This window comes from Streptomyces sp. DG1A-41, from assembly GCF_037055355.1.
In the GTDB taxonomy this organism is placed as follows: Bacteria; Actinomycetota; Actinomycetes; order Streptomycetales; family Streptomycetaceae; genus Streptomyces.
The window spans coordinates 7,291,387-7,317,224 of sequence record NZ_CP146350.1 but is presented as its reverse complement, the minus strand read 5'-3'; the positions used below and the strand labels follow the sequence as shown (position 1 = coordinate 7,317,224).

The 25,838-nt window shown below is 71.5% G+C and carries 20 protein-coding genes and 2 pseudogenes; 11 read left to right on the top strand and 11 right to left on the bottom strand.

Features of this window, described 5'->3' with window-relative positions; all coding sequences use genetic code 11:
- Positions 1-100: 100 nt before the first annotated feature.
- From V8690_RS34055 to V8690_RS34045, 3 genes are read left to right on the top strand one after another with little or no spacing between them, the layout of a single operon-like run.
- A complete protein-coding gene (locus V8690_RS34055; RefSeq protein WP_338785545.1) occupies positions 101-1,096 on the top strand; it encodes an ATP-binding cassette domain-containing protein in 996 nt (331 codons plus the stop codon).
- Position 1,097: 1 nt separating this feature from the next.
- Complete coding sequence (locus V8690_RS34050) at positions 1,098-1,901, top strand: ABC-2 family transporter protein (RefSeq protein WP_338783918.1); 804 nt, start codon at positions 1,098-1,100, stop codon at positions 1,899-1,901.
- Between the two features lies 1 nt (position 1,902).
- Positions 1,903-2,709: an ABC-2 family transporter protein gene (locus tag V8690_RS34045; protein ID WP_338783917.1), complete on the top strand. Its 807-nt coding sequence runs from the start codon at positions 1,903-1,905 to the stop codon at positions 2,707-2,709.
- Here the strand turns inward: V8690_RS34045 and V8690_RS34040 are convergent.
- On the bottom strand, positions 2,623-3,963 hold the full coding sequence (locus tag V8690_RS34040) for an MFS transporter (protein ID WP_338783916.1): 1,341 nt from the start codon (positions 3,961-3,963) through the stop codon (positions 2,623-2,625). The genes V8690_RS34045 and V8690_RS34040 overlap by 87 nt on opposite strands.
- A gap of 253 nt (positions 3,964-4,216) precedes the next feature.
- Between V8690_RS34040 and V8690_RS34035 the strand changes: the two genes are divergently transcribed.
- The gene (locus tag V8690_RS34035; protein ID WP_338783915.1) at positions 4,217-4,984 is read left to right on the top strand and encodes a hypothetical protein; all 768 of its coding nucleotides are present in this window, start codon (positions 4,217-4,219) and stop codon (positions 4,982-4,984) included.
- 6 nt (positions 4,985-4,990) lie between these two features.
- Here the strand turns inward: V8690_RS34035 and V8690_RS34030 are convergent, their stop codons facing one another.
- Both V8690_RS34030 and V8690_RS34025 read right to left on the bottom strand, forming a co-directional pair.
- Complete coding sequence (locus V8690_RS34030) at positions 4,991-5,518, bottom strand: hypothetical protein (RefSeq protein WP_338783914.1); 528 nt, start codon at positions 5,516-5,518, stop codon at positions 4,991-4,993.
- Positions 5,500-7,191 carry a PHP domain-containing protein gene (locus V8690_RS34025; protein WP_338783913.1) on the bottom strand — a complete coding sequence of 564 codons (1,692 nt, stop codon included), beginning with the start codon at positions 7,189-7,191 and terminating at the stop codon, positions 5,500-5,502. Before V8690_RS34025 ends, V8690_RS34030 begins: the two co-directional genes overlap by 19 nt.
- Before the next feature lie 366 nt (positions 7,192-7,557).
- On the opposite strand from V8690_RS34025, the gene V8690_RS34020 reads away from it, so the two are divergent.
- Genes V8690_RS34020 through V8690_RS34010 form a run of 3 tightly spaced genes read left to right on the top strand, consistent with a single transcriptional unit; the run spans position 7,558 to position 10,454 of the window.
- The gene (locus V8690_RS34020; RefSeq protein WP_338783912.1) at positions 7,558-8,877 is read left to right on the top strand and encodes a jacalin-like lectin; all 1,320 of its coding nucleotides are present in this window, start codon (positions 7,558-7,560) and stop codon (positions 8,875-8,877) included.
- 22 nt (positions 8,878-8,899) lie between these two features.
- Positions 8,900-9,490, top strand: a complete 591-nt coding sequence (locus tag V8690_RS34015) for a TetR-like C-terminal domain-containing protein (RefSeq protein WP_338783911.1) — start codon at positions 8,900-8,902, stop codon at positions 9,488-9,490.
- Positions 9,483-10,454: a phosphotransferase gene (locus V8690_RS34010; RefSeq protein ID WP_338783910.1), complete on the top strand. Its 972-nt coding sequence runs from the start codon at positions 9,483-9,485 to the stop codon at positions 10,452-10,454. Before V8690_RS34015 ends, V8690_RS34010 begins: the two co-directional genes overlap by 8 nt.
- Positions 10,455-10,463: 9 nt before the next feature.
- Here V8690_RS34010 and V8690_RS34005 read toward each other — a convergent pair whose 3' ends face one another.
- From V8690_RS34005 to V8690_RS33990, 4 genes and pseudogenes are all read right to left on the bottom strand, one after another.
- Positions 10,464-11,258, bottom strand: coding sequence for an isocitrate lyase/phosphoenolpyruvate mutase family protein (locus V8690_RS34005; protein ID WP_338783909.1), 795 nt, complete (start codon positions 11,256-11,258; stop codon positions 10,464-10,466).
- Between the two features lie 22 nt (positions 11,259-11,280).
- A pseudogene (gene rph, locus V8690_RS34000) lies at positions 11,281-13,883 on the bottom strand (rifamycin-inactivating phosphotransferase).
- Positions 13,884-14,096: 213 nt separating this feature from the next.
- Positions 14,097-15,791, bottom strand: coding sequence for a DUF2264 domain-containing protein (locus V8690_RS33995; RefSeq protein ID WP_338783908.1), 1,695 nt, complete (start codon positions 15,789-15,791; stop codon positions 14,097-14,099).
- Between the two features lie 79 nt (positions 15,792-15,870).
- Positions 15,871-16,950: a rhamnogalacturonan acetylesterase gene (locus V8690_RS33990; RefSeq protein WP_338783907.1), complete on the bottom strand. Its 1,080-nt coding sequence runs from the start codon at positions 16,948-16,950 to the stop codon at positions 15,871-15,873.
- A 347-nt stretch (positions 16,951-17,297) separates the two neighbouring features.
- On the opposite strand from V8690_RS33990, the pseudogene V8690_RS33985 reads away from it, so the two are divergent.
- Positions 17,298-17,519: pseudogene (locus tag V8690_RS33985) on the top strand (polysaccharide lyase family protein); the annotation flags it as partial.
- Between the two features lie 18 nt (positions 17,520-17,537).
- On the opposite strand, the gene V8690_RS33980 reads toward V8690_RS33985, so the two are convergent.
- The gene (locus V8690_RS33980) at positions 17,538-18,950 is read right to left on the bottom strand and encodes an RICIN domain-containing protein (RefSeq protein ID WP_338785544.1); all 1,413 of its coding nucleotides are present in this window, start codon (positions 18,948-18,950) and stop codon (positions 17,538-17,540) included.
- Position 18,951: 1 nt separating this feature from the next.
- A complete protein-coding gene (locus tag V8690_RS33975; protein ID WP_338783906.1) occupies positions 18,952-20,049 on the bottom strand; it encodes a glycoside hydrolase family 43 protein in 1,098 nt (365 codons plus the stop codon).
- A gap of 257 nt (positions 20,050-20,306) precedes the next feature.
- On the opposite strand from V8690_RS33975, the gene V8690_RS33970 reads away from it, so the two are divergent.
- Both V8690_RS33970 and V8690_RS33965 read left to right on the top strand, forming a co-directional pair.
- Complete coding sequence (locus V8690_RS33970; protein WP_338783905.1) at positions 20,307-21,275, top strand: expansin EXLX1 family cellulose-binding protein; 969 nt, start codon at positions 20,307-20,309, stop codon at positions 21,273-21,275.
- Between the two features lie 91 nt (positions 21,276-21,366).
- Positions 21,367-23,475 carry an autotransporter gene (locus V8690_RS33965; RefSeq protein WP_338783904.1) on the top strand — a complete coding sequence of 703 codons (2,109 nt, stop codon included), beginning with the start codon at positions 21,367-21,369 and terminating at the stop codon, positions 23,473-23,475.
- Between the two features lie 28 nt (positions 23,476-23,503).
- Here V8690_RS33965 and V8690_RS33960 read toward each other — a convergent pair whose 3' ends face one another.
- Positions 23,504-24,622 (bottom strand): aminoglycoside phosphotransferase, encoded by a 1,119-nt coding sequence (locus V8690_RS33960; RefSeq protein ID WP_338783903.1) that lies wholly within the window; start codon positions 24,620-24,622, stop codon positions 23,504-23,506.
- Between the two features lie 209 nt (positions 24,623-24,831).
- Here V8690_RS33960 and V8690_RS33955 point away from each other — a divergent pair, with 209 nt between their 5' ends.
- Positions 24,832-25,050: a hypothetical protein gene (locus V8690_RS33955; protein ID WP_338783902.1), complete on the top strand. Its 219-nt coding sequence runs from the start codon at positions 24,832-24,834 to the stop codon at positions 25,048-25,050.
- A 21-nt stretch (positions 25,051-25,071) separates the two neighbouring features.
- On the opposite strand, the gene V8690_RS33950 is transcribed toward V8690_RS33955, so the two are convergent.
- The gene (locus V8690_RS33950) at positions 25,072-25,674 is read right to left on the bottom strand and encodes a hypothetical protein (RefSeq protein ID WP_338783901.1); all 603 of its coding nucleotides are present in this window, start codon (positions 25,672-25,674) and stop codon (positions 25,072-25,074) included.
- Positions 25,675-25,838: the final 164 nt, after the last annotated feature.

Below are 25,838 nucleotides of genomic sequence, written 5' to 3'. Positions count from 1 at the left end.
GATCGACATTCCGACAGGGTCGGGAGGTCATCCGCGGCCGGTCGGCCCTCGAAGCCGACCGGCCGCAACTGCGTTCACCACAAGGAAGTTGGTGAGTCGGTTGAGTGTCGCCATCGAGGTCCGCGGGCTGTCCCGCACCTTCCACACCACCGTCCGCCGCCCCGGTTTCCTGGGCGCCGTCAGATCACTGGTCAATCCGGAGCGGGTGGCCAAGCACGCCGTCACCGACATCACCTTCGACGTGGCCCCGGGCGAACTCCTCGCCCTGCTCGGCCCGAACAGCGCCGGCAAGTCCACCACCATCAAGATGCTGACCGGCATCCTCACGCCCACGTCCGGCGAGGCCCGGGTCGCGGGCGTGGTGCCGTACCGGGAGCGGGAGCGCAACGCCCGTAACGTCGGGGCGGTGTTCGGGCAGCGCACCCAGCTGTGGTGGGACCTGCCGGTGCGCGAGTCGTTCGCGATCCTGCGCGATATCTACGAGGTGCCGAAGGCCGAACACGCCGCCCGGCTCGAGGAGTTCGACGACATCCTGGACTTGTCGTCGTTCTGGGACACCCGGGTCCGCCATCTCTCCCTCGGCCAGCGGGTGCGCAGCGATCTGGCCGCCGCGCTGCTGCACGACCCGCCGGTGGTGTTCCTGGACGAGCCGACGATCGGCATGGACGTGGTGGTCAAGGAGCAGGTGCGGGAGTTCCTGCGGCACCAGGTGGAGCAGCGCGGCCGTACGGTCCTGCTGACCACGCACGACATGACGGAGGTCGAGCGGCTCGCCGAGCGGGTGGTGCTGGTCAACCACGGCCGGCTGGTCCTGGACGGCACCCTCGACGAGATCCGCCGGAAGTTCGGCTCGACCTGGCAGGTGCGGGCCACGCTCGCCGATCCGCACGCCGAGGTCGTCCCGCCGCCCGGCATCACGCTCCTGCGGCACACCGGCGCGCAGGTCGTCTTCGGCCCCGACGGGGCGGACGCGCCCACCGTCCACCAGGCGCTGAAGGCCGTGATCGAGCGGTTCGAGGTGACCGACATCGCCCTGGACGAGGCGGATTTGGAAGACGTGATGCGGGCCGCGTACGTGCACGCCGGGGAGGTCTGACGTGGCCGTGCCGCACGCCTGGCGCGCCGCCCGCGTCACCCCGCTCGGCGAGCTGAACGCCCCGCCCCGCATGACGGCCGTGGCCCTCCGGCTGGCCGTGCAGGTGGTGCTGGTCTGGTCGCTGTGGCGCGGCCTGTACGCGCAGACCGGCACGACCGCAGGGCTGAGCCGCGACCAGGCGGTCACGTACGCCGTGCTGGCCGTGCTGGCGTCCCGGCTGCGGGAGCTGGACCAGTACGCGGGCCGGGACACGGTCCTCCAGCACATGCACTTCGGCACCATCGTCTACTGGTACCTGCGTCCGCTGCCGCCGCAGCGCTACTACGCCCTGCGGGCCGCCGGCGAGCAGCTGTACGGGCTCGCCTGGGCGCTGACGGGATACGTGATCTGCCTGGCCGCGGGCGTCGTCGAGCCGCCCCGTTCGGCCGCGGTGGCCGGGGTGTTCGTGCTCAGCATGCTGCTGGGCCAGTGGGTCCTGTACTACGTCATGCTGGTGCTCGACCAGTTGTGCTTCTGGACGGTCCGCAACACCGCCGCGATGCTCATCCTGCTGTTCGCGCAGAACCTGCTGTCCGGGGTGTACGCACCGCTGTGGTTCTTCCCGGACTGGTTCCTGACGATGAGCGCCTTCCTGCCGTTCCAGGCCACGCTGAGCGTGCCGCTGTCGCTGTACGTGGGGCGGATCCCCCTGTCCGACGCGGCCTTCCAGCTCTCCGTCCAGGCCGCGTGGGTGGTCGTGCTGGCGTTGTTCACCCGGCTGCTGTGGCGGCGGGCCGCCCGGCGCGTGATCTCGCAGGGAGGCTGAGATGTCGGTGAAGGCTCTGCGGATCGTCTGGCGCGTCACGGCGCTCAACTTCCGCGCGCAGATGGAGTACCGCACCGAGTTCCTGCTGATGATCGCGATCGGGGCGATCTGGCAGGTGTCGGTGATCGTGTTCGCGACAGTGCTGCTGTCCCGGTTCGCCGGGATGGGCGGCTGGGACAGCTCGGACGTGCTGCTGATCCCGGCGACCCGCATGCTGGCGCACGGTCTGTTCGTGCTGTTCCTGGGGCGGATGCACTGGGCCGGCCGGCAGATTCAGGAAGGCCGGGTCGACATCTACCTGATGCGCCCGATGCCGGTCCACCGGCAGATGCAGCTGGCCTTCTTCCCCACCAACGCCATCGGGGACCTCACGGTCGCGGCGGGTCTGATGGTGGGCGCGCTGTCCCGCAGCGACCTGGACTGGACCTCGGGCCGCATCACGTATCTCATCGCGGCGGTGCTCGGCGGCATGCTCCTGGAGGCAGCGCTGTTCACGGTCGTGGCCAGCGCGTCCCTGCGATTCCCGGCCGCCGACTACTGGGGCCGCTGGCTGGAGGAGCTCCTCGGCACGTTCGGCAGCTACCCGCTGAACGTCCTCCCCAAGGCGGTGGGCGGCCTCCTGACCTACGGTCTCCCGCTCGCGTTCGTCGCCTACTTCCCGGCCGCGGTCCTGACCGGCCACGGCCACAGCACCGGCGTGCCGTACTGGCTGGCGGCGGCCTCACCGCTGCTCGGGCTGCTGGCGTATCTGGGGGCGCGGCTGCTGTGGCGGTGGAGTCTGCGGCACTACAGCGGGATCAACGGGTGACCGGCCGGCCCCGCGGATCGGGGTGAACAGGGCGGCCACGGCGAGCAGGACGCAGGTCGTCCCGGCGGCCAGGGCGACCGGTGTCGTGCCCTGTTCCTCCGCCGCCCAGGTGAGGACCGCCGCGCCGATCGGTGCCGCCGCGTACTGAAGGGTCCAGAAGGCGGAGGTGACGCGGCCCAGGAGGTGCTCGGGGGTGACCTCCTGGCGCAGCGACAGCGAGCAGGTGCCCGCCATGCCGACGCAGGCGAGGAACGCGGCGCTCAGGGCCGCCACGACCGGCACGTCACGGGCCCAGCCGAGACCCGCGAAGGCCAGCCCGCACACCGCGACCGAGCCGGTCCACGTCGGGCCGAAGCCGAGGCGGCGACGGGCCCGGGCCACGAGCAGGGCGCCGGTGATGGTGCCGAGCGCGCCGACCGCCATGACGGTGCCGACCGTGCCGTCGTCATGGCCGAGGTCGTGCTTGAGGTGGTAGATGACGAGGTCGTTCAGGCCGAGGGTGAGGAAGCTGAAGACGAACAGCAGGGCGGTGAGCGAGCGCAGCACGGGGTGGCCGTAGAGGAAGGCGATGCCGGTGCGCAGGTCCTGCCACAGGCGCGGGCGCCGGTCCCTGGGTTCCTCCGGGGTGCGCTTGCGGAACCGTACGAAGAACAGGCACGTGGCCGACACCCCGAAGCTGGCCGCGTCGACGCCGACCGCGGCGGCCGGGCCCAACCAGGCGGCGACCAGTCCCGCGCACAGCGGCCCGAGGACGCCCGCGGCGGCGGCCGTGGCGTTCAACCGGCCGTTGGCTTCGGTGAGTTGCCCGGTGCCGACCAGGCCCCGCACGACCGTGACGTAGCCGACCGCGAAGAGCATGCCGACGGCCTCGCACAGCGGGAGCACCACGTACAGCAGCCAGATCCGCGGGCCGAAAAGCCACACCAGCGGGATCACCCCGTACAGCCCCATGCGCACGAGGTCGCAGGCGATGAGCAGCCGGCGCCGGTCCACCCGGTCCACCACGGCCCCGGCGAACACCGCCGCCACGACCGAAGCGGCCCCGCCCACCGCCGTCAGCAGACCCATCCGCGCGACCGAACCCGTGGCCTCCAGCACCAGCAGGGGCAGGGCGATCAGCGCGAAGGAGTCGCCGAGGACGGAGAGGGTCTGCGCGGTCCAGAAGATGCCGAAGTCCCGCTGCCGCCACAGGGGACGGGCGCCGGGTGAGCCCTCGTCGGCGGCGTCCTCGCGCCGCGCCGCCCCGTGCGTCATGCCGCCGCCTCCCCCGTGTCCCCGCTCCCTGGCTCCCTGGCTCCCCGGCTCCCCGGCTCCCCGGCCACCTTATGTCTCCCGATCGGCGCGGCCATCGCGGACGGGCCGCTGTAGGCGCAGGCGTAAATCGATACCGGCGGGCGATGCGGACGGAGTAACCTCCGCACCGTGAGCTGATCTCTCCCGCGGTGTCCCGCACACCGCAGACGCGAACCCGACCCGTACCCCTGACGTTCCGCAGGGAGAGATCACCATGCACATCACCTTGGGCAACACTCCTGACGACACCCTGGCCGCGTTCACCGCACGGGCGGCCGCCGATCCCGGCGTCGTCGGACTGGTCCTCAGCGGCTCCCGGGTGCACGAGGGCATGTTGACGGATCGCTCCGACTACGACCTGCACGTGATCCTGAGGGACCAGCACGCCTCGCCGATCGCCGAGTTGGACTGGTTCCGTTCCGCCCACCTGGACCTCGTGGTCATCCCGCTGGCGGAGTTCCGCACCCGCGGCATGCCGGGCCGCCCCGACAGCTTCGCGCGCTACTCCTACGTCCACGCCGAGGTACTGCTGGACCGGCTCGACGGGACCATCGCCCGGATCCTCGACGGGAAACGGACGCTGGGCGCCACCGAGGCCAGGGCCGCCGTCGACGGCCGGCTCGACGCGTACGTCAACCAGACCTACCGCTCCCTGAAGAGCTACCGCGACGGCCGCCCCGCCATGGGTCACCTGGACGCCGCCGAGTCCGTCCCCTACGCCCTGGAGGTGCTCTTCGCCCTGCACCGCCGGGTCCGGCCCTACAACAAGTACCTCCAGTGGGAGCTGGAACGGCAGCCACTGGGCGACCGGCGGTGGGGCGCGGACCGGCTCCTGCCCGTCCTGCGCCGCCTGCTCGCCGACGGCGACCCGCACACGCAGCGCGCCCTCTTCACCGACATCGAGGAGACGGCACGGCGAGCCGGCCACGACCGGGTCCTCGACTCCTGGGGCGAGGACCTGAAGCTGCTGCGGCAGCCCTGACCGGCGTCAGTGGTCCGCGCAGCACGGTGTCGGGTCGGGAACCTCGAAGGGGACGAGGGTGCCGCCCGCGGCGGGCATGGCGGTCAGGACGAGTGCGCCGTCCTGCCACTGCGGGCGCACGTGGTCCCGTGTCGTCAGCGGCGTGCCGGGGCCGGGCCGGTCCGGCGTGCCGAGGACGGTCACACGGTCGATCGCCGACCTGGACAGCACGTCCGCGACCGTCAGCGTGCCGGTGAGCGAGGTGACGCCCGGGTAGAGCACCGCGCGTCCCACCGGGTCCGGTACGCCGGGCGACACCTCGTGGCCCAGGGCCGTGAGCCGCTCCAGGGCGGTGCGCCGGATCGGCTCCGAGGGCAGGGCGAGGGACAGGACCACCCGGGGCCGTTCGCCGCGCACCAGGTGGGTGCAGCCGAACACTCCTGCGGACAGGGCGAGTTCGGCTGCCAAGGCGTGCAGCAGATGGTCGGCCGCGCGCAGTTCCCTGACGCCCGCGTCCACGGTGAGGGCGTACGGCGTCACGAGGGCAGGACCCACACGGGGTTGGTGTAGAACCACAGGTCGCGCCACGGGTCGGCGTCGCCGACGACGTCGAGGGCCGGGCCGGCCGGGTCGACGGCCGCGCCCATCGCGCCGACGGCGGACCGGTTGCCGTCGGTGCCGCGCAGCCGGAGGTACACGGGCCGTTCCACGCGGCCGAGTTCGAAGGTGAGACGGATGACGCCGGTGGTCTTGCTGACATCGTACGCCTTGACGACCTTGGCGGTCGGGGCCGTGAAGGTGTCCCGGTCGGCGACCGGGCCCGTCACATCGCCCTGGATGACGTCCACGCGGGCCGGCTCCGGGACGAACCCGGCCCAGTTGGGACCGCCGGCCGGTACCACGTCGACGCTCAGGGTGACCTTCGTGCCCTTCTTCACGCGCAGCGCGCCGCCGAGCGTGGCCCAGCGGCCGCCACCCGTCACGCGCACGTCCAGGGCGCTGACGAGCTGCCCGTGGTCGACCCAGATGCGGCCGGCGCGGATGCCGTCCATGACGGCGGCGTACGAGAAACCGTCGGCGCCCACGTGGGTACGGCTGTACTGGCCGGGCCAGTAGTCGCCCTGGGTGAGGTCGATCTTCCCGCCGTAGACCGGGTCGGTGTGCTTGCCGTTGGCCGGGTAGTCGCTGTCGGGGCCGCCGCGCACGGTGGTGTCGGCGTAGACCTGGTGGGAGTCGGAGTTGGCGGTGATCCACCAGGGCTTGCCCTCGGCGAGGAGGCTGTCCCACAGGCCGCCGACGGTGGCGGTCATCCAGTCGAATCCGCCCCAGGTGCGGTAGCTCTCCGGCGGGTAGCCGGGGAAGGAGTTGGCGCTGGGGTTGTTGTCGTAGATACCGCGGGCGCGGGCCATACCGAGCGGGGCGGGCAGGCCGGCGGCCTGGTGGCCGGGGGCGCCCTCGAAGCCGACGGCGATCCGGTGCCGGGTCCCGGTCGCGTCGCGCCAGGCGCGGATCTCGTGCGGGGAGTCGACGCCGCGCCGCGCCGGGTGGTTGGCGAGCATCAGCGCGTCTTTGACCTTGCGCCGTCGGACCTGGTCGGCGAGGAAGTTCAAGCCTGCGACGGCGAGCGCCTCGTTGGCGGGCGTGGAGTCGGAGGCGCCCTTGACGCTGCCGTCGTAGTCGGTCTCGAACTGCTTGAGGACGGCGACCTCGTTCCTGCCCGGGTGCACGAAGACCGTGCCGTGCTCTGCGGCCGGGATGTTCCACTCCAGGCCCTGGAAGACGAGCGTGTCCTCGTAGGCGTCGCGGGCCTCGCGGATGTCGGGGTTGACCTTCTCGACGCCGATCTTCGCGTGCGTGGCGTTGCCGTGGTCGGTGATGACCAGCCAGTCCATGCCGTGTTTCGCACCCTGGCGGACCTGGTCGACGACCCGGTACTTGCCGTCGTTGCTGTACTGGGTGTGGATGTGGTGGTCGCCGGCGAGCCAGAGGAAGCCCTCCCTGCGGCGTCCGGCGGACGAGGCGGCGGCGGGCGTCGCCTGAGCGAGGACGCTCCCGGCCGCCAGGCCCGCGCCGAGCAGACCGGCGCGGCGCAGCAGCGAGCGGCGCGAGCGCTGCTCGGGGGTGAGGGCCTCGTCGGGTACGGAGGTGTCGAAGGCGGCGGGCAGGGCCGACGCGGCCTCGTGCTCGTGCCCGTGGTGGTGATGGCCGTGCGCGTGCCCGTGTCCCATGAAGCGCCTCCTGTGTGCCGCTGCCGTCCGCGGCTGCCGTCCGCGGCTGCCGTCCGCGGCTGCCGTCCGCGGCTGCCGTCCGCGGCTGCCGTCCGCGGCTGCCGTCCGCGGCTGCCGTCCGCGGCTGCCGTCCGCGGCTGCCGTCCGCGGCTGCCGTCCGCGGCGCGTGACCGCGCCGCGTGTGGAGGATCGGGGCGAAACATGAACGTTGAACGACCGAGGGGTGATCGGCGGGCGACCCCGGAGCGGCGGATCACCTCGTCTCTCACTGTTTCCCCAACTGCCCTTGTCCGCCAGACTGATTGACATCAAATCTGAGCACCGTTCATGTTCCGCTCCGCCTCCCCTGACCGGAGACACCCCACCATGAGACGACTCCTCGGCGCCCTCGCCGCTGCCGCTCTGACCCTCACCGGACTGACCGTGACCTCCGCGACGCCCGCCGCCGCCGCGGAATCCGGCTCCTTCAACGTGCTGACGTACAACATCGCGGGCCTCCCCCTCGGGCTCGGCGACAGCGATCCCGAGACCAACACCCCGCTGATCGGGCAGCGGCTCGGGCCGTACGACATCGTGAACGTGCAGGAGGACTTCAACTACCACGCCTCGCTGTACGCCAACGACAAGCACCCGTACCGCACGGCGACCAGCGGTGGCGCGGCCTTCGGCGATGGGCTCAACACCCTTTCGGACCACCCCTTCGAGGACTTCCAGCGGGTGAAGTGGAACGACTGCACCGGTACCAACTGCCTGACGCCCAAGGGTTTCTCGCTGGCGCGAGTGAGGCTCGCGGAGGGCGTCTTCGTCGACCTCTACAACGTCCACACCAACGCGGACGCGACCGACGACGCGCTGGCCGCCCGCCGGGCCAACGTCGAGCAGCTCTCCGACTTCATCCAGGCGAACTCGGCGGGCAACGCGGTGATCGTCATGGGGGACACGAACACGCGGTACACCCGCGCCGGCGACAACATCCGCACCCTGCTGTCCGAGAACGGCCTGACGGACGCGTGGGTGAAGCTGGTGAAGGGCGGCACGCCCCCGGCCCAGGGCAGCGACGCGCTGGTCTGCGACGCGGCGGCGCCCGCGGACGACTGCGAGGTCGTGGACAAGGTCCTCTACCGGGGCGGCAAACTGCTGACCCTCACCGCGACCCGCTACGCCAACGACTGGAAATCCTTCCTCCGCTCCGACGGCAAGCACCTCTCCGACCACTTCCCGCACACGGTCGACTTCTCCTACACGCTCAACCCGTCCCTGCGGGCGAGCGACTTCTTCGGCGGCCCGCACGGCACGGCCTTCAACGACGCGGACGACCTGCCGGCGAACCCCGCTCCCCGCACCCTCACCCTGCGCGGCGGCACCCGCCTGGACGCGGTGTCCCTGACCCACGACGGCGGTACGGCCCTGACCCACGGCGGCACGGGCGGCACGGCGACCTCGCTGACTCTGGCCCCGGGCGAGCACCTGACCTCCGTGAAGCTGACACAGGGTCAGAAGGACGGCCGTACCCGGATCTTCTCGGCGTCCTTCACGACGGACAAGAACCGCACCCTGTCCGCCGGCACGGCCACGTCCGACGCGAAGACCTTCACGGCCCCCTCCGGCTGGCAGATCGTGGGCTTCACGGGCCGCGCGGGCGGCGAGATCGACAAGCTGGGGGTGGTGTACGCGCCGATCCGCTGAGCCCGTACTACGCTCTTCCCTCATGCCCAGAGCCGGCCTCACCCCCGACCGCCTCGTCGCCGCCGCGGCCGACCTCGCCGACGAGGCCGGCCTGGACCACGTCACCCTCTCCGCCCTGGCCCGCCGCTTCGGGGTGAAGGACGCGAGTCTGTACACCCACGTCCGGAACCTGAAGGACCTGCGCACCCGCCTGGCCCTCCACGCGGGCGGCGAGATGATCGACCGGATCGCGGCGGCGGTCGAGGGGCGGGAGGCCGGCCGGGACGCGCTCGGTGCCTTCGCCGGCGCCTACCGGGCCTACGCCCTGGAACACCCCGGCCGGTACGCGGCGACACAGATCCCGATCGACCGGGACCTCGTCACGGACTCCCCCGCGATGCGCCGCACGGCCGAGGTCACCTACGGCATGCTCCGCGCCTACGGCCTGGAGGAACCCGACCTCACCGACGCCGTACGCCTGCTGCGCAGCACCTTCCACGGCTACTGCGCCCTGGAGTCCACCGGCGCCTTCGGCGCGCCCCGGGACGTACAGGCGTCCTGGGACAGGGCGATCGACGCCCTGCACGCACTGCTTCAGAACTGGCCCCGCGAACAGAGGACGACCGATGCGTGACACAGCCGACTCCATAGCGCGGAGCTACGCCCTGGGCACCGGCCCCTGGGCCATGACACCGGTCACCCGGGGCGCACTGGGCCAGATCTGGAAACTCACCGGAAACGGGTCCTCGTGGGCCGTGAAGGAACTTCTCTTCGGCTGCGACGAGGCGCAGGTCCGCCGCGAGGCCGCGCTACGGGACTCCGCGGCCGGCCTGGGCATCGACTCGCCCCGTCTCCACGCCAACCGCCAGGGCGCGCACGTCTCCCGCCTCGGATCCTCGGGCGGGTCGTACGTGAAGCTGTACGACTGGGTCGACGGCACCCGGGCGGACGCTGCCGACCCCGGCATCCTGGACTGGTTCGGCCGCACCATGGCGCTGCTGCACCAGGCCGGTGAGGGCGCCGTGGAGACGCCGGGCGACTGGTACGAGCGGTGTCCTGACGAGGCCGACTGGGAGGACGTCCTCAAGAAGGTCCGGGACGCCGGCCTTCCGTGGGCGGACGAGCTGGGCCGGTTCGTCGCCACGTCCGCGCCCCGGCTGGCGCGCTGGGTGACCCCGTCGGTTCCCGACGGCCTGGTGACCTCGCACCTCGACCTCCAGCCCCAGAACGTCCTGGTCGGCCCGGACGGGCCGGTCCTCCTCGACTGGGACAACGCCGGGCCGATCTCGGCGGAACGGGAGTTCGCGCGGGCCGTCTACGTGTGGTCGGGCCGCAACGAGGTGGACATCGCGTCCGCCCGGCGCCTGACCCGGGCCTACCGGGATGCCGGGGGCCGGGCCGTGGTCACGGGCCCGGAGTCGTTCTCGATGCTCTTCGCCACGGACCTGAACTACATCCATGTGCAGGCCGAGTGCGCCGTCGATCCCGCGGTGACCGCGGCACAGCGCGAGTTCGCGGGCGACCAGGTCGTCACCTGCCTGCGCGGCCTGCCGGACCTCGCCGCCGTGTCGCTGCTGGCCGCCGCGCTCGGCACCTGACGGAACGGCCTACGGAGCAACCTGACGGGCCACTTCCTGGTACGTCGGTGTCAGCCCCACCGGCGCCCGGCCGGCCCTGATCTCCGCCACCGCCTCCAGAACCGCGCCCAGCGCCCGCCGGTACAGCAGCGAGCCGAGGCTGATCCGGCGTACGCCGGCGTCGGCGAGGTGGGTGACGGAGGGGCCGTCCGGTGAGTAGAGCACGTTGAGGGGCGCGTGCGCGTGGCGTACCAGGGCGGTGATCTGCCGCAGGTCGGTGAGGCCGGGGACGAACACGCCGTCAGCGCCCGCCTGTTGGTAGGCGTCGAGCCGGGCGAAGGTGTCCACGGAGTCGCCGTCGCCGAGCCAGTGGGTGTCGGTGCGGGCGTTGACGAAGAGGCCGGGGGCGGCCTCCTTGACGGCGGCGATCTTCGCCGCGTGCCGGTCGGCGGGCCCGAGTCCGTCCTCCAGATTGATGCCGACGACTCCGAGGGCGTACAGCTCACGCGCGAACCCCGCCACCTCGTCCGGGTCCTCGCTGAAGCCGCCCTCGGCGTCGACGGACAACAGCCACGGCTCCGAGCCGAGGGCGAGGGCCAGCCGGAGCGTCTCCGCACGGGTCGCCGCCGCGCCGTCGGGCAGGCCCGCGGCCGCGGCGACGCCAAGGCTCGTCGTCCCGATCGCCCGGAACCCCTGCCCGGCCAGGGCCCGCGCGGACGCGCAGTCCCAGGCGTTGGGCAGTAGGAGGGGCTCCTCGGCGTGGTGAAGGGCGGCGAAGGCGCAGAGGGCCCCCGCGGCCGGTGCCTGCTTCGGATGAGCGGTCATGGGGACACGCTAACCAGGTCGGTCAAGAAAGGATCTCGACGTACCCGTCGGTCCCGTGCACGCGGATCCGTTGCCCGTCCCGGATCAGCCGGGTGGCCCGCTCCACGGCCACGACGGCCGGCAAGCCGTACTCCCGGGCGATCACCGCGCCATGGGTCATCAGGCCGCCCACCTCCGTCACCAGGCCCGCGATCGAGACGAACAGCGGCGACCAACTGGGGTCCGTGAAGGTCGTGACCAGGATGTCGCCCGCCTCGAGATCGGCCTCCGCCATGTCGAGGACGACGCGGGCCCTCCCCTCGATGGCCCCGGCGGACACCGGCAAGCCGACCAGAGCACCGGCCGGCACGTCGTCGCGCCGGTACGCCCCGGCGACGGCCTCACCGTCCGAGGTGAGCACCCGGGGCGGTGTGAGCGCGTGGTACGACCGGAACGCGTCCTTGCGCTGCTGGATGAGCCGGTCATCCACCTGGTGCGAGCGCACGACGTCGTGGAGTTCCTGGAACGTGAGGGAGAAGATGTCCTCCTTCTCCGGCAGCACGCCTGCCCGCACGAGGCGCTCGGCCTCCGCCATCAGGGCCTGCTTGTAGACGAAGTAACGGCTGACGATGCCGTACTTCGGGTACTCCCGGTACCCGATGAAGGTTCTGACCCGGTCGATCATCCGCTTGGCCTCGTCGGCCTTCCGCTCCCCGTCCGGCAGGGCCCGCAAGCGGGACAGCACGTCCTGTGCCTGCTTCAGCGCCTTCTGCCGGCCCTCCTCGAAGCGGCGCTCGGCGGCGCCCGGCTCGAAGTGCCTGACGTTGTCGAGGATCACGGGCACGAGCGTGGTGGGGCGCTCGCGCCAACGCGGCCTCGTGATGTCGATCTCGCCGACGCAGCGCATGCCGTACCGGTCGAGGTAGGCCTCGATGGCGTCACGCGCTTCAGTCCCGCCCGCGATTTTCACCAGCTCGTCCAGGAAGCCCTCGTCCTCGGCGCCCGCGCCCTCCAGGAACGCCACCACCTCCGGATGGGGGCGGATCGCGTCCGCGACGTCGAGCAGCGCCAGTCCCATCTCCGAGGTGACGTTGTCGGGGGCGGACAGTGTGAGCGTGTCAGCCGCGTTCTTCTCGCCCAGCCACTCCTCCAGCTTGTCGTTGAGCCACCACGTGGCCTCCATACCCGCCGTGATCACCTGCATGCTCAGCGGATCACCGAGGACTCGCTTGTGCTCCTCGAAGGCCTCCAGCAGGAAGTCGAACAGCGCCGGTCCGCTCTTCGTCCGGATGTCGCGCTCCAGGGCGGCGATGGACGCCCGGCTGCGCTCGATCAGCTCGGTGACGATGGCCGGATCGGTCTCGATCGGGGCGGACGCGCCGCCGGCCGGCGGCCCGCCGGGATTCGCGTCCGGGAGCGACGGGATGAAATCGCCGCGCTCGAGAACGGTCTCCAGCGCGTCCCTGACCAGCGGATCGCCTCTCCCGATGACGTCGAGGAGGCCGGCGCGGCTCGCGGGCGAGGCCAGGCGCCGGGTGACGTCGACGAACAGCCTCCCGCCGGCCTCGTGCATCGGCGCCATGGCCGTCAGCTGCCACATGGAGAGCCCCAGGGGCCTCATGGGGTCGGTCATCATCTGCTGATGACCGACGGAGACGTAGACGTGATTCTCCTGGTCGCCGGTCTCGGGGACGGGGAACAGCGTCGTGATCGGCCGGCTCTGAACGATCCGGAAGTCATCGTCGGCCAGGCACCATTCGATGTCCTGCGGGCGGCCGAAGTGCGCTTCGATCCGCCGCCCGAGCTCCACGAGCCGCACGACCTGCGCATCCGTCAGCGCCGGCTGCTCCTGGCGCGGCGCATCGATCGCCACTTCCTGCGTGCCGCCGGCCGGCAGGGCGTGAACGGCACGCTGCTTGGCGGCGATCGTCCTGGCCACGACTTCGCCTTCTCGCACCTTGAAGACGTCCGGGTTCACCAGGCCGGAGACCAGGGCCTCGCCGAGGCCGAAGCCGGCGTCCACGGTGGCGATCTTCCTGTTGCCCGTGACGGGGTCGGCCGTGAACAGGATGCCGGCCGCCTGCGGGAAGACCATCCGCTGCACGACGACGGCCATGTGGACCGTACGGTGGTCGATGCCGCTGCGCCGGCGGTAGGTCACGGCCCGCTCGGTGAACAGCGAGGCCCAGCACCGGCTGACGTGCCGGAGGATCGCCGTCGGCCCCACGACGTTCAGGTACGTGTCCTGCTGGCCGGCGAAGGAGGCCGTCGGCAGGTCCTCCGCCGTCGCGCTGGACCGGACGGCGTAGGCGGCATGCTCCCCGTGCCGGACGAGCGCGTGGGTGATCGCCGCCGCGAGGTCGCCCGGGATGGCGATCCCTTCGATGGTCCGGCGAATCTGCGCGCTGAGCGTGCGGACCGCCTCCCGGTCGTCCGGGTTCACGCGCGACAACTCATCGAGCCGATCGTCGATCGACGGCGCTTCCGCCATGATCCGCCGGAAGGCGTCCGTCGTCACGCAAAGCCGGCCGGCACGCGGACGCCCTCGATCCGCGAGAGCCAGCCCAGGTGCGCGCCCTTGCCGCCGACGACCGCGACCCGCGTCTCGTCAACCTCTTGAAGATCCCGCACGTATCGCTCAGTCATTCGACGTCACCGCGTCCCTCAGACGTCGACAACAACCCACGCACGTCGTGCCCCCCTTTTCCGCAGTTCGTGGCACCGGCCGACGATTCTGCGCCGTGACCCGGGCCTTGCGGCAAGCCCCCCAGTGCGCTATACGTTGAGAGTGGCAAGGAGAGAGTTCTCCTTGCCTTTGCCTTTTCCCGTCCGCCGAAGTGCGGTCGGCGGACGGTCGTCTCAAGCCGTGAGCGGCGTTACCTTCACTCCCGAAACGTCCAGCCGGATCCGCGCCCCGTCCCCGTCGCTCCAGCGGACCTCCAGGAGGCCGTCCTCGTCCGTGCGCACGCCGGCCAACTCCGCCAGCGCGACCGGATCCTGCTCCCCCGTCAGCCGAGCCAGGGCGACGAACAGCGTGGCGCTCTCGCCGGTGACGCCGGTGAGGGTGTCGTCGAGGCCCACCGCGGGCAGGAGTTCGGCCCGCAGGCCCTCCCCCGCCGGCCAGCCGGTCATCCGCACCGGTGTCCCCGGTTCCGCCCCGGACACCAGATGCGCCCGTACCTCCGCCGCCCCGTGTGCCAGGACCACGCTCGTCACCCGGGCTCCCCCGCCCGCCGTGTGCCGCGAGGCCGCCCAGCCCTCGCCGACGCCCAGCGGTTCGATGCCGGTGCGGCTCGGGTCGTCGCCGACGAGCACGCTGTTGTCGTACGCGGGGGACGGGGCCGTCACGGTCGAGTAGGCCAGGCGCGTGTAGTACGGGTCGTAGCGGACGTCCTCGCTGCCGTGGTTGTGGAGGCGGACCACGCCGTCGGAACGGGTGGACTGGAACAGCCAGTTGGGAGGACCGACGGGGGTGACGCGGTCCGCGCGCTCGGCCGGGGCGGGTTCCTCCGGCGCCGTCCACACCTCGTGGCCGGGCGGCAGGAGCAGGCCGAGGAAGCCCTTGCTCGCCCAGTACGGGGATGCCGGGCCCGAGTAGCCCTGGAGGACGGACTCGTCGGGGCCGTGCCAGCCCAGGGACAGCAGGCCCCGGTCGTCCACCGCACCCCGGTCGAGGAAGTACCGCAGTGCTCCCGAGGCCAGGCGCCGGGTCTCGCCCGGGGAGAGCGGCGTACGGCCGGTCAGTGCGCCCAGCCACAGCGGTGCCGTCGTCGCGAAGCGGTACGTCAGGGAGCGCCCCTGGCGCAGGGGAGCGCCGTCGCCGCCGAACAGGCGTGCGTAGTCGGAGAGATGGCGTTCCAGACGCGCCCCGTACAGGTCCAGCAGGCGCTGATCCCGCTCCAGCCAGGCGTGCAGCACCGGGTAGAGGTGCATGGCCCAGCCGTTGTAGTAGTCGAACTTGCGGCCGTCGCCGTCGGTGTACCAGCCGTCGCCCACGTACCACTGCTCGATGCGCTCCAGGCCGCGGTCGATCGCCGCGCGGGACGCGTCCGGCTCGTGGCCGACCTCGGCCAGGAAGCCGCCCACCGTGACCGGGAACAGCTCCCAGTTGCAGGGCCACGCCTCGGCGGTGAGCGCGTCGCCGAGCCAGGCCGCCACCCGCTGGCGTACGCCGTCGTCCAGCCGGTCCCACAGCAGTTCCCGCGTCAGCCGCAGGGCGAGCGCGATCGACGCCGCCTCCACCAGGGGCTGGCTGCGGTCCTCGATGCCGGGCCAGACGCCCGAGACCCCGGCGGCCAGCCCGTCGGCGTAGCGCTCCAGGGCCTTCTCGTCGCGGCGGAAGGCGGCCAGCAGCAGCGTGCGGGCGTAACCCTCCAGGCCGTCGGAGAGGCGGCCCGACCAGCTGGTCCGGTCGCCGGGCAGGTGGTACAGCGCGCGGTCCTCGGTCGCGTACGGCTCGACGGCGCTGAGCAGGGCGTCGGCCGCCGCCTCCCAGTGGGCGCGGGTGTAGCCGGTGTACGCGGAGGTCGTGCGGTCGGCGGGAGGCAGCTGCATCGCGTCTCTTTCGTGCTGGGGCAGTTCGGAACAGCTTGGACCTGGGGCGCCCCGGTTCCGGTCGGGGCGCCCCAGGGGTTCATCCCACCCGCACCTTGCCCTTCGGCACCAGATGCCGGGTGACGAGTTCGTCGCGGACCAGGCCCGCGTAGGCCGTGGCACCGCGCACGGAGGTGTGCGTGTTGTCCCGCGCCTCGTTGGAGAGGTACAGGGCCTTGGAGCCTTCGACGCCCAGGGACTCGACGAGTGCCTTCGTCTTCGCCGTGAGGTCGATCAGCGGGACGTCCTGCGCGGCCGCGACGGAGCGTGTGACCGCCGGGTGGTCGACGCCCAGGCCGTTGACCAGGAGCGCTGTTCCGTTGTTCAGCGTGCCGTCGGGGCTGAACCAGCGCCGCACGATGGGAGTGACAAGGACCGGCTGTCCGCCCCGCTCCCGGACTCCCGCCACCAGGGCCTCCAGGTTGGCCCGGTAGGTGGCCTCGTCCGTGGTCTTGTCGTTGTGGGCGAGCTGGACGAGGACCAGGTCGCCGGGGCGGATCAGGGGCCGTACGGTGGCCCACAGGCGCGGGTTCCCCAGAAACGTGACCGTACTCTCGCCGGAATCGGCGTAGTTGGCGACGGACACGCCCTTGCGGAGGTACTGGGGCAGCTGCTGGCCCCAGCCGGAGTACGGGGCGCCGGGCTGGTCGCAGACGGTGGAGTCGCCGACCAGGAAGATCTGGCGAGCGTGCCGGGCCGGCGTGACCTTGATGCCGGCCAGGGCGGGGGCGGAACCGCCGATCCGCAGGTCGAGGCCGGGAGTTCCGTCGGGGCCGGTGGGCTCGCCCTCGGGGGTGCGGACGTTCACGGTGAAGCTGCGGGTGACGCGCTCGCCCGCCGGTGCGGCCGTCTCCGGCAGCAGGGACCGGCGGGTCTCGCCGCTGATGCTCGTGGCGGACGCGGTCTCCCCGCCGAGGACGACCCGCACGTCGTACGTGCCGGGCGGGACGTCGAAGTGGCAGGCGCCGGCGGTGCAGTGCGCGAGGCCCGGCCCTCCGCCCTCCCCCACGCTCGAACCGCCTCGCGCGGGGGGACCCCCATCGCCCGCGTGGGCGGGTACGGCGGACAGGGCGGTGCTCAGCGCCACGGCCGCCAGCACGGCTGTCTTGAAACGTCTCACTCGCAGCTCCTCCGTCACGGCGACAAGGCCTGGCGGCTGAACGTATCGCTTGCGGCAAGCGCTTTCTAGACCCTGAGTCGTTTTCTCAAGGATGCACCCTCCCAGCGCGTGAAAGGCCTTTCGCGAAATCGATTCAACTGTCACTCTCGCTCACACCCGGCCCCCACCTCCGCCGGCACGGGGCCCTCATCGGCACGGCCCGCGCAGCCGGCTTCGGCTGGACCGGCGAAGTGCAGAAGACTCGCCCGGCATCGCCGGGTACGTGCCGACGAGCGGCCGGGGGCAAGGTGGCGGCGCGCGCCTCGGACGGCACACCGGGCGGGTTCAAGAACGCGGACGATGCCCGGACGTCCGCCATCCCCTCCCCGCCCACCCAGCCGAACACCCGGTCGCTGACCAACGGTTCGTACCGCGGCAACAACCACACGTTCACGTACAGCGTCCCGGCGTCCGCCTGGAAGACGGACCCGAGTCGGTACAACGTGCTCAGGATCGACGTGGTGAGCGGGTCGGGGGCGACCGGCTTCCTCAGTGCGGGGACGGCGATCGACGGGATCGACCTGCCGGCCCGGGCGCACTCGGGGCCGTCATGTCCCGCGCGTCCACTGCTGGTTGGTGCCTCCGTTGCACGTGTAGGTGATGAGCGCGGCGCCGTTGGCGGTGGACGCGCCGTTCACGTCCAGGCACTCGCCGGTCGCACGCGACTTGACGTTGACGTACGAGCCGGTGGTGGTCAGCGACCACTGCTGGTTCGTCGCGGAGGCGTTGCAGTTCTCCTGCGTGACCGTGCTCGCGTTCTCCCGCACGCACAGGGAGCTGTTCCTGACCATCAGCTGGTAGTAGCCGCCGCCGACGGACTTGAACCAGTACTTCTGGTTGGTGCCGCCGTTGCAGTCGTACTGCTTGAGCTGGGCGCCCGCCCACAGCGACTGACTGGTCACGTCCGCGCACTTGGACGAGTGGCGGGCGATGAGGGTGTTGTACGTGGCGCTGGTGCCGGAGACGGTCCCGGTGGCCGTGTCGATGGTGACCTCCGGCGACCAGGACATGGACATCGTGGTCGAGTTGGAGAAGGTCAGCGGCAGCCAGACGTAGCGCGAGTCGTTGACGGTCCCGCCGAAGGAGTTGCCCCAGCGGTCGCCCATGTACAGGTACGAGGTGCCCGAACTGCCCTGAACCGGCAGGACGTAGGCGGTCTGCGAGCCGTACGTCGTCGAGTCGCCGATGTTCTTCATGGCCGACCAGGGTCCGGCGATGTTCGTGGCCGTGGCGTACTGCTGCTGGTTGGGGTTCCAGCCCGTGGCGCCCGAGGTCAGCATGAAGTACACGCCGTTCCGCTTGAACAGCGCCGGGGCCTCGCGGTGGCCGCCCGGCCAGGGGTTGGCGACCAGGCTCGCGATGCCGGTGTAGTCGGCGGTGAGGCGGTAGATCTGGAGGTCGTAGTTCTCGCGGGCGGCGGAGATCATGTACCCGGCGCCGTCGGTGTCGGTGAAGACCGTGATGTCGCGGGACATGTGCTGGCCGAGCGGACGGAAGCTGCCCTTCCAGGTGTAGTCGCCGTCGACCGTGTCGGAGACGGCGACGGCCGCGCGGGCCTCGCTGTAGTCGGTGCCGTTCTCCTTGTGCATCCACATCACGAACTTGCCGGTGGACGCGTTGTACATGACCTTGGGCCGCTCGATGTTGGCGGTCGCCAGCTCCGGGTCGCTGGCCTCGGTCAGGACGTGGTTGCGGAACTCCCAGTTCTTCAGGTCGGTCGAGCGGTAGGCGTCGACGTACCGGAAGGTGTTGTCGGCGTTGCGGTGCTCGCCGAACCAGTAGTAGTAGGAGCCGACCTTGATGACCCCGCCGCCGTGGGCGTGGACGGGGTTGCCCGAGGTGTCCGTGAACTGGGTGCCGTTGGTGATGGTCTGGGGCGCGGCCTGTGCGGTGCCGGCGGTGGCGAGCGCGCCGGTCAGCGCCAGGCACAGGGCGAGGAGGACCGCGTACGCGCGTCTCATCTCAGTCACCCGCCTTCACCGTGTCGGCGACGGGGATGCCGAAGTCGGGGGTGCCGTCCGGCTTCCAGCCGAGCTTCTGGATACGGGTGTGCCGGTTGGGGTCGTTCAGCGGGTCGCCGTTGATCTCCTTGTACTGGCGGGCGTGGTAGACGAGGACGTCGGTACGGCCGTCCTCGGCGACGGTGAAGCAGTTGTGGCCGGGGCCGTACTGCTTGGTGGTGTCGTTGCTGGTGAAGACCGGTGTCGGCGACTTGGACCAGCTCATGGGGTCCAGGAGGTGGCTGTCGGCGTCCGCGGTCAGCAGGCCCATGCAGTAGTTGAAGTCGGTGGCGCTGGCCGAGTACGTCATGAAGAGGCGGCCGTTGCGCTTGATGACGTACGGGCCCTCGTTGACCTTGAAGCCGATGCGCTCCCAGTCGTACTCGGGGGTGGAGAGCCGCACCTGCGGGCCCTTCAGGGTCCAGGGGTTCGCCATCTCGGACAGGAAGATGCCGGTGTTGTTGTCCATTCCGGGCTCGTGCTGCGCCCAGGCGAGGTAGCGCTTGCCGCGGTGGGTGAAGGTCGTGGCGTCCAGGGAGAACGTCTCCCAGGCCGTCTTCACCTGGCCCTTCTCCACCCAGGTGCCCTTGAACGGGTTGGGATGGGCGTTCTCCAGCACCCATATGCGGATCGCCCACACGTCCTCCGCGGGCGCCGCGGCGAAGTAGATGTACCACTTGCCGCCGATGCGGTGCAGTTCCGGCGCCCAGATGTGCGCGCCCATGTTGCCCGTGGGGTGGGCGCGCCAGATCACGGACTCGTCGGCCGTGCCCAGGCCGTTCAGGGTGCGGGAGCGGCGCAGGATGATGCGGTCGTACTCGGGGGCGGTGGCGGTGAAGTAGTAGAAGCCGTCCTTGTGCCGGTTGATGTGCGGGTCGGCCCGGTTGCGGACGAGCGGGTTCACGAAGGGGGCCGGCTTCGGGGGCCCGGCCGGGGTGGCGGCCTGGGCCACACCCGAAACGGCGGGGACGGCGGCCAGGGCGCCGGCGGCTGCGGCGCCCTTCAGCAGCAGCCTGCGGCTGGGGGGTTCGGGCAGAGCGTGGTCGCGGTCGCGGCTCATGCGGTGGGGCCTGCCTCTCACTGGGGGACACACGGCGTTGTCTGATGCGTCGTCTGACATTTCGAACACCATCTGTCATTACGAACGCCGAAAAGGTAAGGGTGTGCCACCTGGAGGTCAACGGTTCTGACGGGACGAAGAGGGCGGCCGGGTCGTCAAGGTCGTCGAAACTCGAAGCTCCCGCCCGGCAACCTTTCCCGCTCCGGCGGCCACTGGTGAGTCGGAAGCGTTCTCCTGAACCACGTAAGGACTCATCCGTGGCATCCCATTCCCGCCGCCGCCCCCTCCGCGAACGGCGCACGGCCCTCGTCTTTGCCGTCGCCCTGGCAGCGGTGGGAGTTCTGCTGTCCCTGGTGATGGCGCTCCGCCCCGACGGCGAGCCGAACGCCGTGCGAGCCGCTGCCGAGCCCGCCGCCGACAGCCGGTCGAGTGCCCCGGCCACGGCACCGGAACAGAAGGCCAAACCGAGCCCGAAGCCGAAACCGAAACCGAAACCGAAACCGTCCAAGGCTTCCCCGACGCCGACCGCGACCACCCCGTCGGCGCGGCGGTCCTCGCCCACCAGCGCCCCCCGGTCCTCACCGCGGCCGGCGTCCGGCACGGCACCGCTGGCGGGACGCATCCAGCCCCAGGTCACCTACAAGGGGGTCGCCACCCACTACGACGCCGCGGACGGCGACGGGGCCTGCCTGTACGGCCCGAGCCCCGACCTCATGGTCGCGGCGATGAACCACACCGACTACGAGACGTCCAAGGCGTGCGGTGCGCACATCCTCGTCCGCGCGGCGAACGGCGCCTCCGTCACGGTCCGGATCACCAACGAGTGCCCGCTGCCCTGCGCCCCCGGCCAACTCGACCTCAGCAAAGAGGCCTTCGCCAAGCTCGCCGGCCTCTCCGCCGGCCGGATCCCGATCACCTGGAGCCTGCTGAGCCCCAGCACGTCCGACACCGTCTCGATCCGCTACAAGACCGGCTCCAGCCGGCACTGGTGCGGCATCCAGGCGCTCGGCCACCGCAACCCGCTGGCCCGGCTGGAGGTCAGGACCGGCAGCGGATGGAGCCGGCTGACCCGTACCGAGTACAACTACTTCCTCTCCCCCGACGGCACGGGCTGCGGCGGCCCCCTGAGGCTCACCGACATCTACGGCGAACAACTCACCGTCGACGGCATCGCGGTCCGTCCGGACGCCGTACAGGCGACGCGTGTGCAGTTCGCCCGGCACTGAGCGGTCGACAGCGGGGCGAGGTCGGGGCGGGGTGAACGGCAACCGCCGATTTTTCTGTTATCGGCCGCCCGTCCCCCGCGTCTCCCCTCCCGTGCGCAGTCTCACCCACACCACAGCAGCGGCCGCCGGTGTCCTCGCGGCGGTCGCCTCCCTGCTCGCCGCTCCCCCGGCGGTGGCCGCCGGTCCACGGGACGTCACCGCCGACGTGCTCGCCGACCGGGACGTGACGCTCGGCGGCGACACGGTCGTCAGTGTGCCGCCGGGGACGACGACGTACGACGGCGTGTTCCGCGGCGAGGGCACGCTCACGGTGCGCGGCAGCGGGACGCTGGTCCTCACCAAGGACAGCGACTTCACGCTCCCGGAGTCCCGGCGGCGGCAGCGGGTACGGACGCTCGGCGGGAACCACCCGTACGTCACCGTCACCAACCCCGACCCGCCGGCGGTCACGGTGGAGCGCGGTGCGACGCTCCAGTACGGCGACGGCGGGACGGCCGGACTGGTCGGCCACTTCCCTTACAACACCCCGGCGTTCCGCCTCAACCAGGACAACATCCGGGTCGACGGCACCCTGCGGCTGTCGCTGAGGAGCGCGTACAACCTGGGCACCATCAGCGGCTCCGGGCTGATCACCCAGCCGAGGTTCCTCTGGGGCACCTGGGACCTGTCGGGCACGCACTCCTTCTCCGGGGTGATCGACAACGGTACCCAGCTGAACGCAGGCCGCCCGGAGTACGCGACCTCGCTGCCGAACGTCCGCAAGGTCCTCAACCAGGGCACCTGGACCGTCGACACGCCTTTGGGCCGGACCGTCACGATGGGCATGGACTTCTACCAGCGCGAGTACGGCAGCGACATCAACGTCCAGTCGCGGCCCGGCGGCAAGGTGGTCCTGACCGGCCAGTACAGCTGGTCAAACCAGGGCGGCGACAGCGATCCGTCGCTCAGCGACCCGGCCCTCAACTGGACGCCCGCCCGCAAGAACGTCAACAAGCGCGGCACCAACATCAAGGGCGCGAACGTCCAGTGGGGCGACGGCACCACGAACCGGATCTTCATGCCGGGCACCGCCGAGACGGTCTACATCAACCTCCTGGCCGCCCGCTCCCGTTCCCGCCTCACCTTCGACTACGACGGCCCGGTGACGCTCGGCGCCCCCATCGGCGGCGGCAGATTCCACGACACCCTCTCGGCCCCCGGCGCCGGCGACATCGTCATCGCCGGAACCCCCGGCAACGACGTGACCTTCGCGGCCGTCCAGTACTACGACGGCTCGACGACGGTGGAGAAGGGGGCGGTGCTACGGCTGGGCAGCGGGAAGCGCGGCGGGGACGGCGGGCTGTACACGGCGGGCGCCCACTACAAGGTCGTCAACAACGGCTCGCTCGTCCTGCGCAACACGAACCGGCCCCTCGCCCTCTCCCGCATCGGCGGCAGCGGCTCGCTCACCCAGTCGGGAGCCGCTACGACGACCCTGACGGGCCGGGCCGTCACCTACACCGGGACGACCACCGTCTCCAAGGGCACGCTGGCCCTGCGAAAAGGCGCCACCCTCACGCGCAGCAAGGCGATACGGCTCACGGCGGCCGGGGCACGGCTGGACGCGGGACCGGCGGGCCTGCGCGTCGCGACCACGCTGACGGGCAGCGGCACGGTCAGAGGTGCGGTGACGAACGAAGGTGCCGTGACGACCGGCCTCACCGTGAACGGCGCCTACACACAGAGCTCGAAGGGCTCCCTAATCCTGCGCGGCAAGCCCCTGAGAGTGACCGGGACCGTGCGGCTGGCAGGAGACCTCGACGTGTCGGCGGCGGGAAGCCCGGGCAGGTCCGCTCGTGAGATCACCGTCCTCGACCACCAGGGCGACGGCCGGACCTCGGGAACGTTCAAGGGACTGCGGCAAGGCGCCCGTCTGAAGCTCGGCGACACCACCTACCGCATCGACTACCGGGCGGGAGACGGCAACGACGTCGCTCTGACCGCCGAAACCACCCCGAGCCCCTCCCCCACCGGCCCCGAGGCGTCCGCGTCCGGCGCCGTGGCGCCCCGGAGCGCCGGAGCGTCGGAGGACGTCGGCTTCGGCTGGTGGCCGTACGCGCTCGGGCTGGCGCTCGTCGTCAGCCTCGCCGTACCGATGGCGACGCGACGCGGCCGGGGCCGGCGTCGCGCCGGCCGGCACGCGGGCCGCGCGCGGCAGTGAGGGTCACGGTTGGGAACGCGGGGGGGGGTCAGCGGCCGCTCGGTGCCTCCGGGAAGCCGAGCCGGGGTGCCAGCAGCCGGGCCTCGGCCGCCCAGTCGGCGAGGAAGGCGAGGGTCAGGCCGCGTTCGCGGTAGCGGAGCCCGGCGGGGACGGTGCCCTGGCCGCCGTAGGCCGGCTGCTCGTCGTCCGCCCGGGCGAGCATCAGTGCGGTGAGCCAGTCGTACTTCACGGCGGAGGCGCACACGCCGAGCCGTACGAGCCGTTCGTCGCCACGCCAGCCGCTCGCGCGCAGGCCGTGCAGGTAGGCGTCGTACGCCGCCTTGGCCAGGCCGGGGAGGTCGGCGGCGGGGACGAACAGGTCGAAGACGGAGTCGGCAAGGTAGTTGCCGAGGTCCTCGCCGAGCGCGCCGTCCCCGGCGAACGCCCAGTCGAGGACGACACTGCCGGGGCCGTCGGAGCGGACGTTGGCCGGCCACTGGTCGAGATGGCAGAAGGCGCGCGGCAGGGACTCCATGACCGTGAGGAACCACTCGCGGTCGTGGTGGAGGCGGACCATGTCCTCGCGCAGGCCCGCCGGGAAGTGCTCCCGGACCAGGGGGTGTTGCCAGGCCTCGTCGTCATCGAGGAGGTCCTGGCCCGTCGTCTTGGAGGCCGTGTAGTCGCGCAGGAAGCCCTGCGACAGCCATGGCCGGTCCTCCCCCGCGCCCACCGCGCCCTGCGCGGCCCCGAGCCGGTGGGCGTGCTCGACGTGCCGGGCGAGCGGCCAGTCCGTCGCCGGTCCGCCCGGCACGTCCTCCAGCCACAACGCCAGGTCCCCGTCGCGGCGTTCGACGCAGGCCAGCAGCCGGGGCGCGCGGATGCCGTGCCGCTGCCAGACCTGGGCGAGCCCCGACTGGTAGAGGTACGCCTCCCGACGCCAGAAGTTCCAGTGCCGGGGGTCGTTGGAGGCGGCCCAGGTGACGCCGGTCTCCTTGGTCCGCGTCAGCACCTTCAGTACGGCCGAACGCCCGCCGGCGGTGACCCGCCACACCCCGGCCGTGACGCCGTTCCACGGGTTGTGCGTGAGAGGGACGAGAGTCGTCCCTCCGGGGGCCGCGGAATCGAAGATCTCACGAAACTCGGCTTCCGCCGCGGCGACTTCAGGCATCCCGCCAGCTTACGGGGAGGCCCTCACGGGACCGGCAGGAGGACACATGGAGCCCGCTCCGCTCGGCGAGTCGTGGCAGCGCGTGGAACGCTGGCTCGAGGAACGCGGACGCGCCCGGGAGCTGGCTCCCTCCCGCGGCCACGCCGGCGGACATCGCCAGGGCCGAGGAGCAACTCGGCACAGGCCTCCACCCCGACCACGCCCTCCTGTTGCCGGGCCACCACGGCAGCGGCAACTTCTGCCTGCCGCCCTGCCACCGGATCCTCGGCGCCGAGGAGGTCGTGACCGGCTGGCGGTCCAGGACGAAGGTCTGGGGTGACGGGTCTCCCCCCGCCGACTACACCGCCGACGCGCTGGAGACCGGTCGGTACCTGGACGGTTACCGGCGTCCCGGTGACGACGGCTCGTTCCTGCTGTGGGAGGACTAGACGGTGGCGGAGTCAGCTCGTTCACAGCTCCGGGTTGTGCAGGTCCAAAGCGTCGCCGAGCCGGGTGAGGGATGAGGTCTCTCTGCGCATGGCGGAAACACGCATCCGTTCGCCGGGCAGCAGGACGAGGAGTATCAACGGGCCTGTCACCTCTCGTCTAAAGGGTGCCGATGTTCCGGGAGAGGCCTGTGAGAAGCGCTCGATCTCGATGAGGTCCGCGTCACCGCTCACCAGAAGCTCCCAGATATGTACGAGTTCTCCATCGTCGCCGTTTGAGTCCCGCCCGGTGTGGACAAGCGACTCGGATTTGGTGACGACGGACATGGATGCCCCGGCGAGCGCGTCCTCGACCGCGGCGGGGGCGCCCAGCTCCGTACCGACGATGCCCCCACTGAGGTGGTCGGGGCGCTCCCAGGCACCGTTCAAGCGCCGCACGGAGTAGTACAGCTCTTCAGCGATGAGACCGTCGTCCCTGCGGTGCAGAAGGAGGACGAACCCGAGGTCGCCGCTGATCCACACGTCGGCGACGACGGCAGTGCCAGTGGTGACGGCCAAGTGGCCTGTTGCCGCGTGGACGGTTGGTGGGTTCCCCAGCCGGAGGGCGGTTGCGGCGATGTCGGCCATCGGCTCTCTCATGATCCTTTTGCTTCCTCGTTCCTCGGAGTCCTCGGATCGGCCCGGCCGTTCGAGCGGCGGACCCGTGGGTGTGGCGCGCAGGGAGGGCGGGCCACACCTCTGATCGGTTCACGTGGGGGGCGGCCGACTCGAACCGGCCGCCCCCCACGACG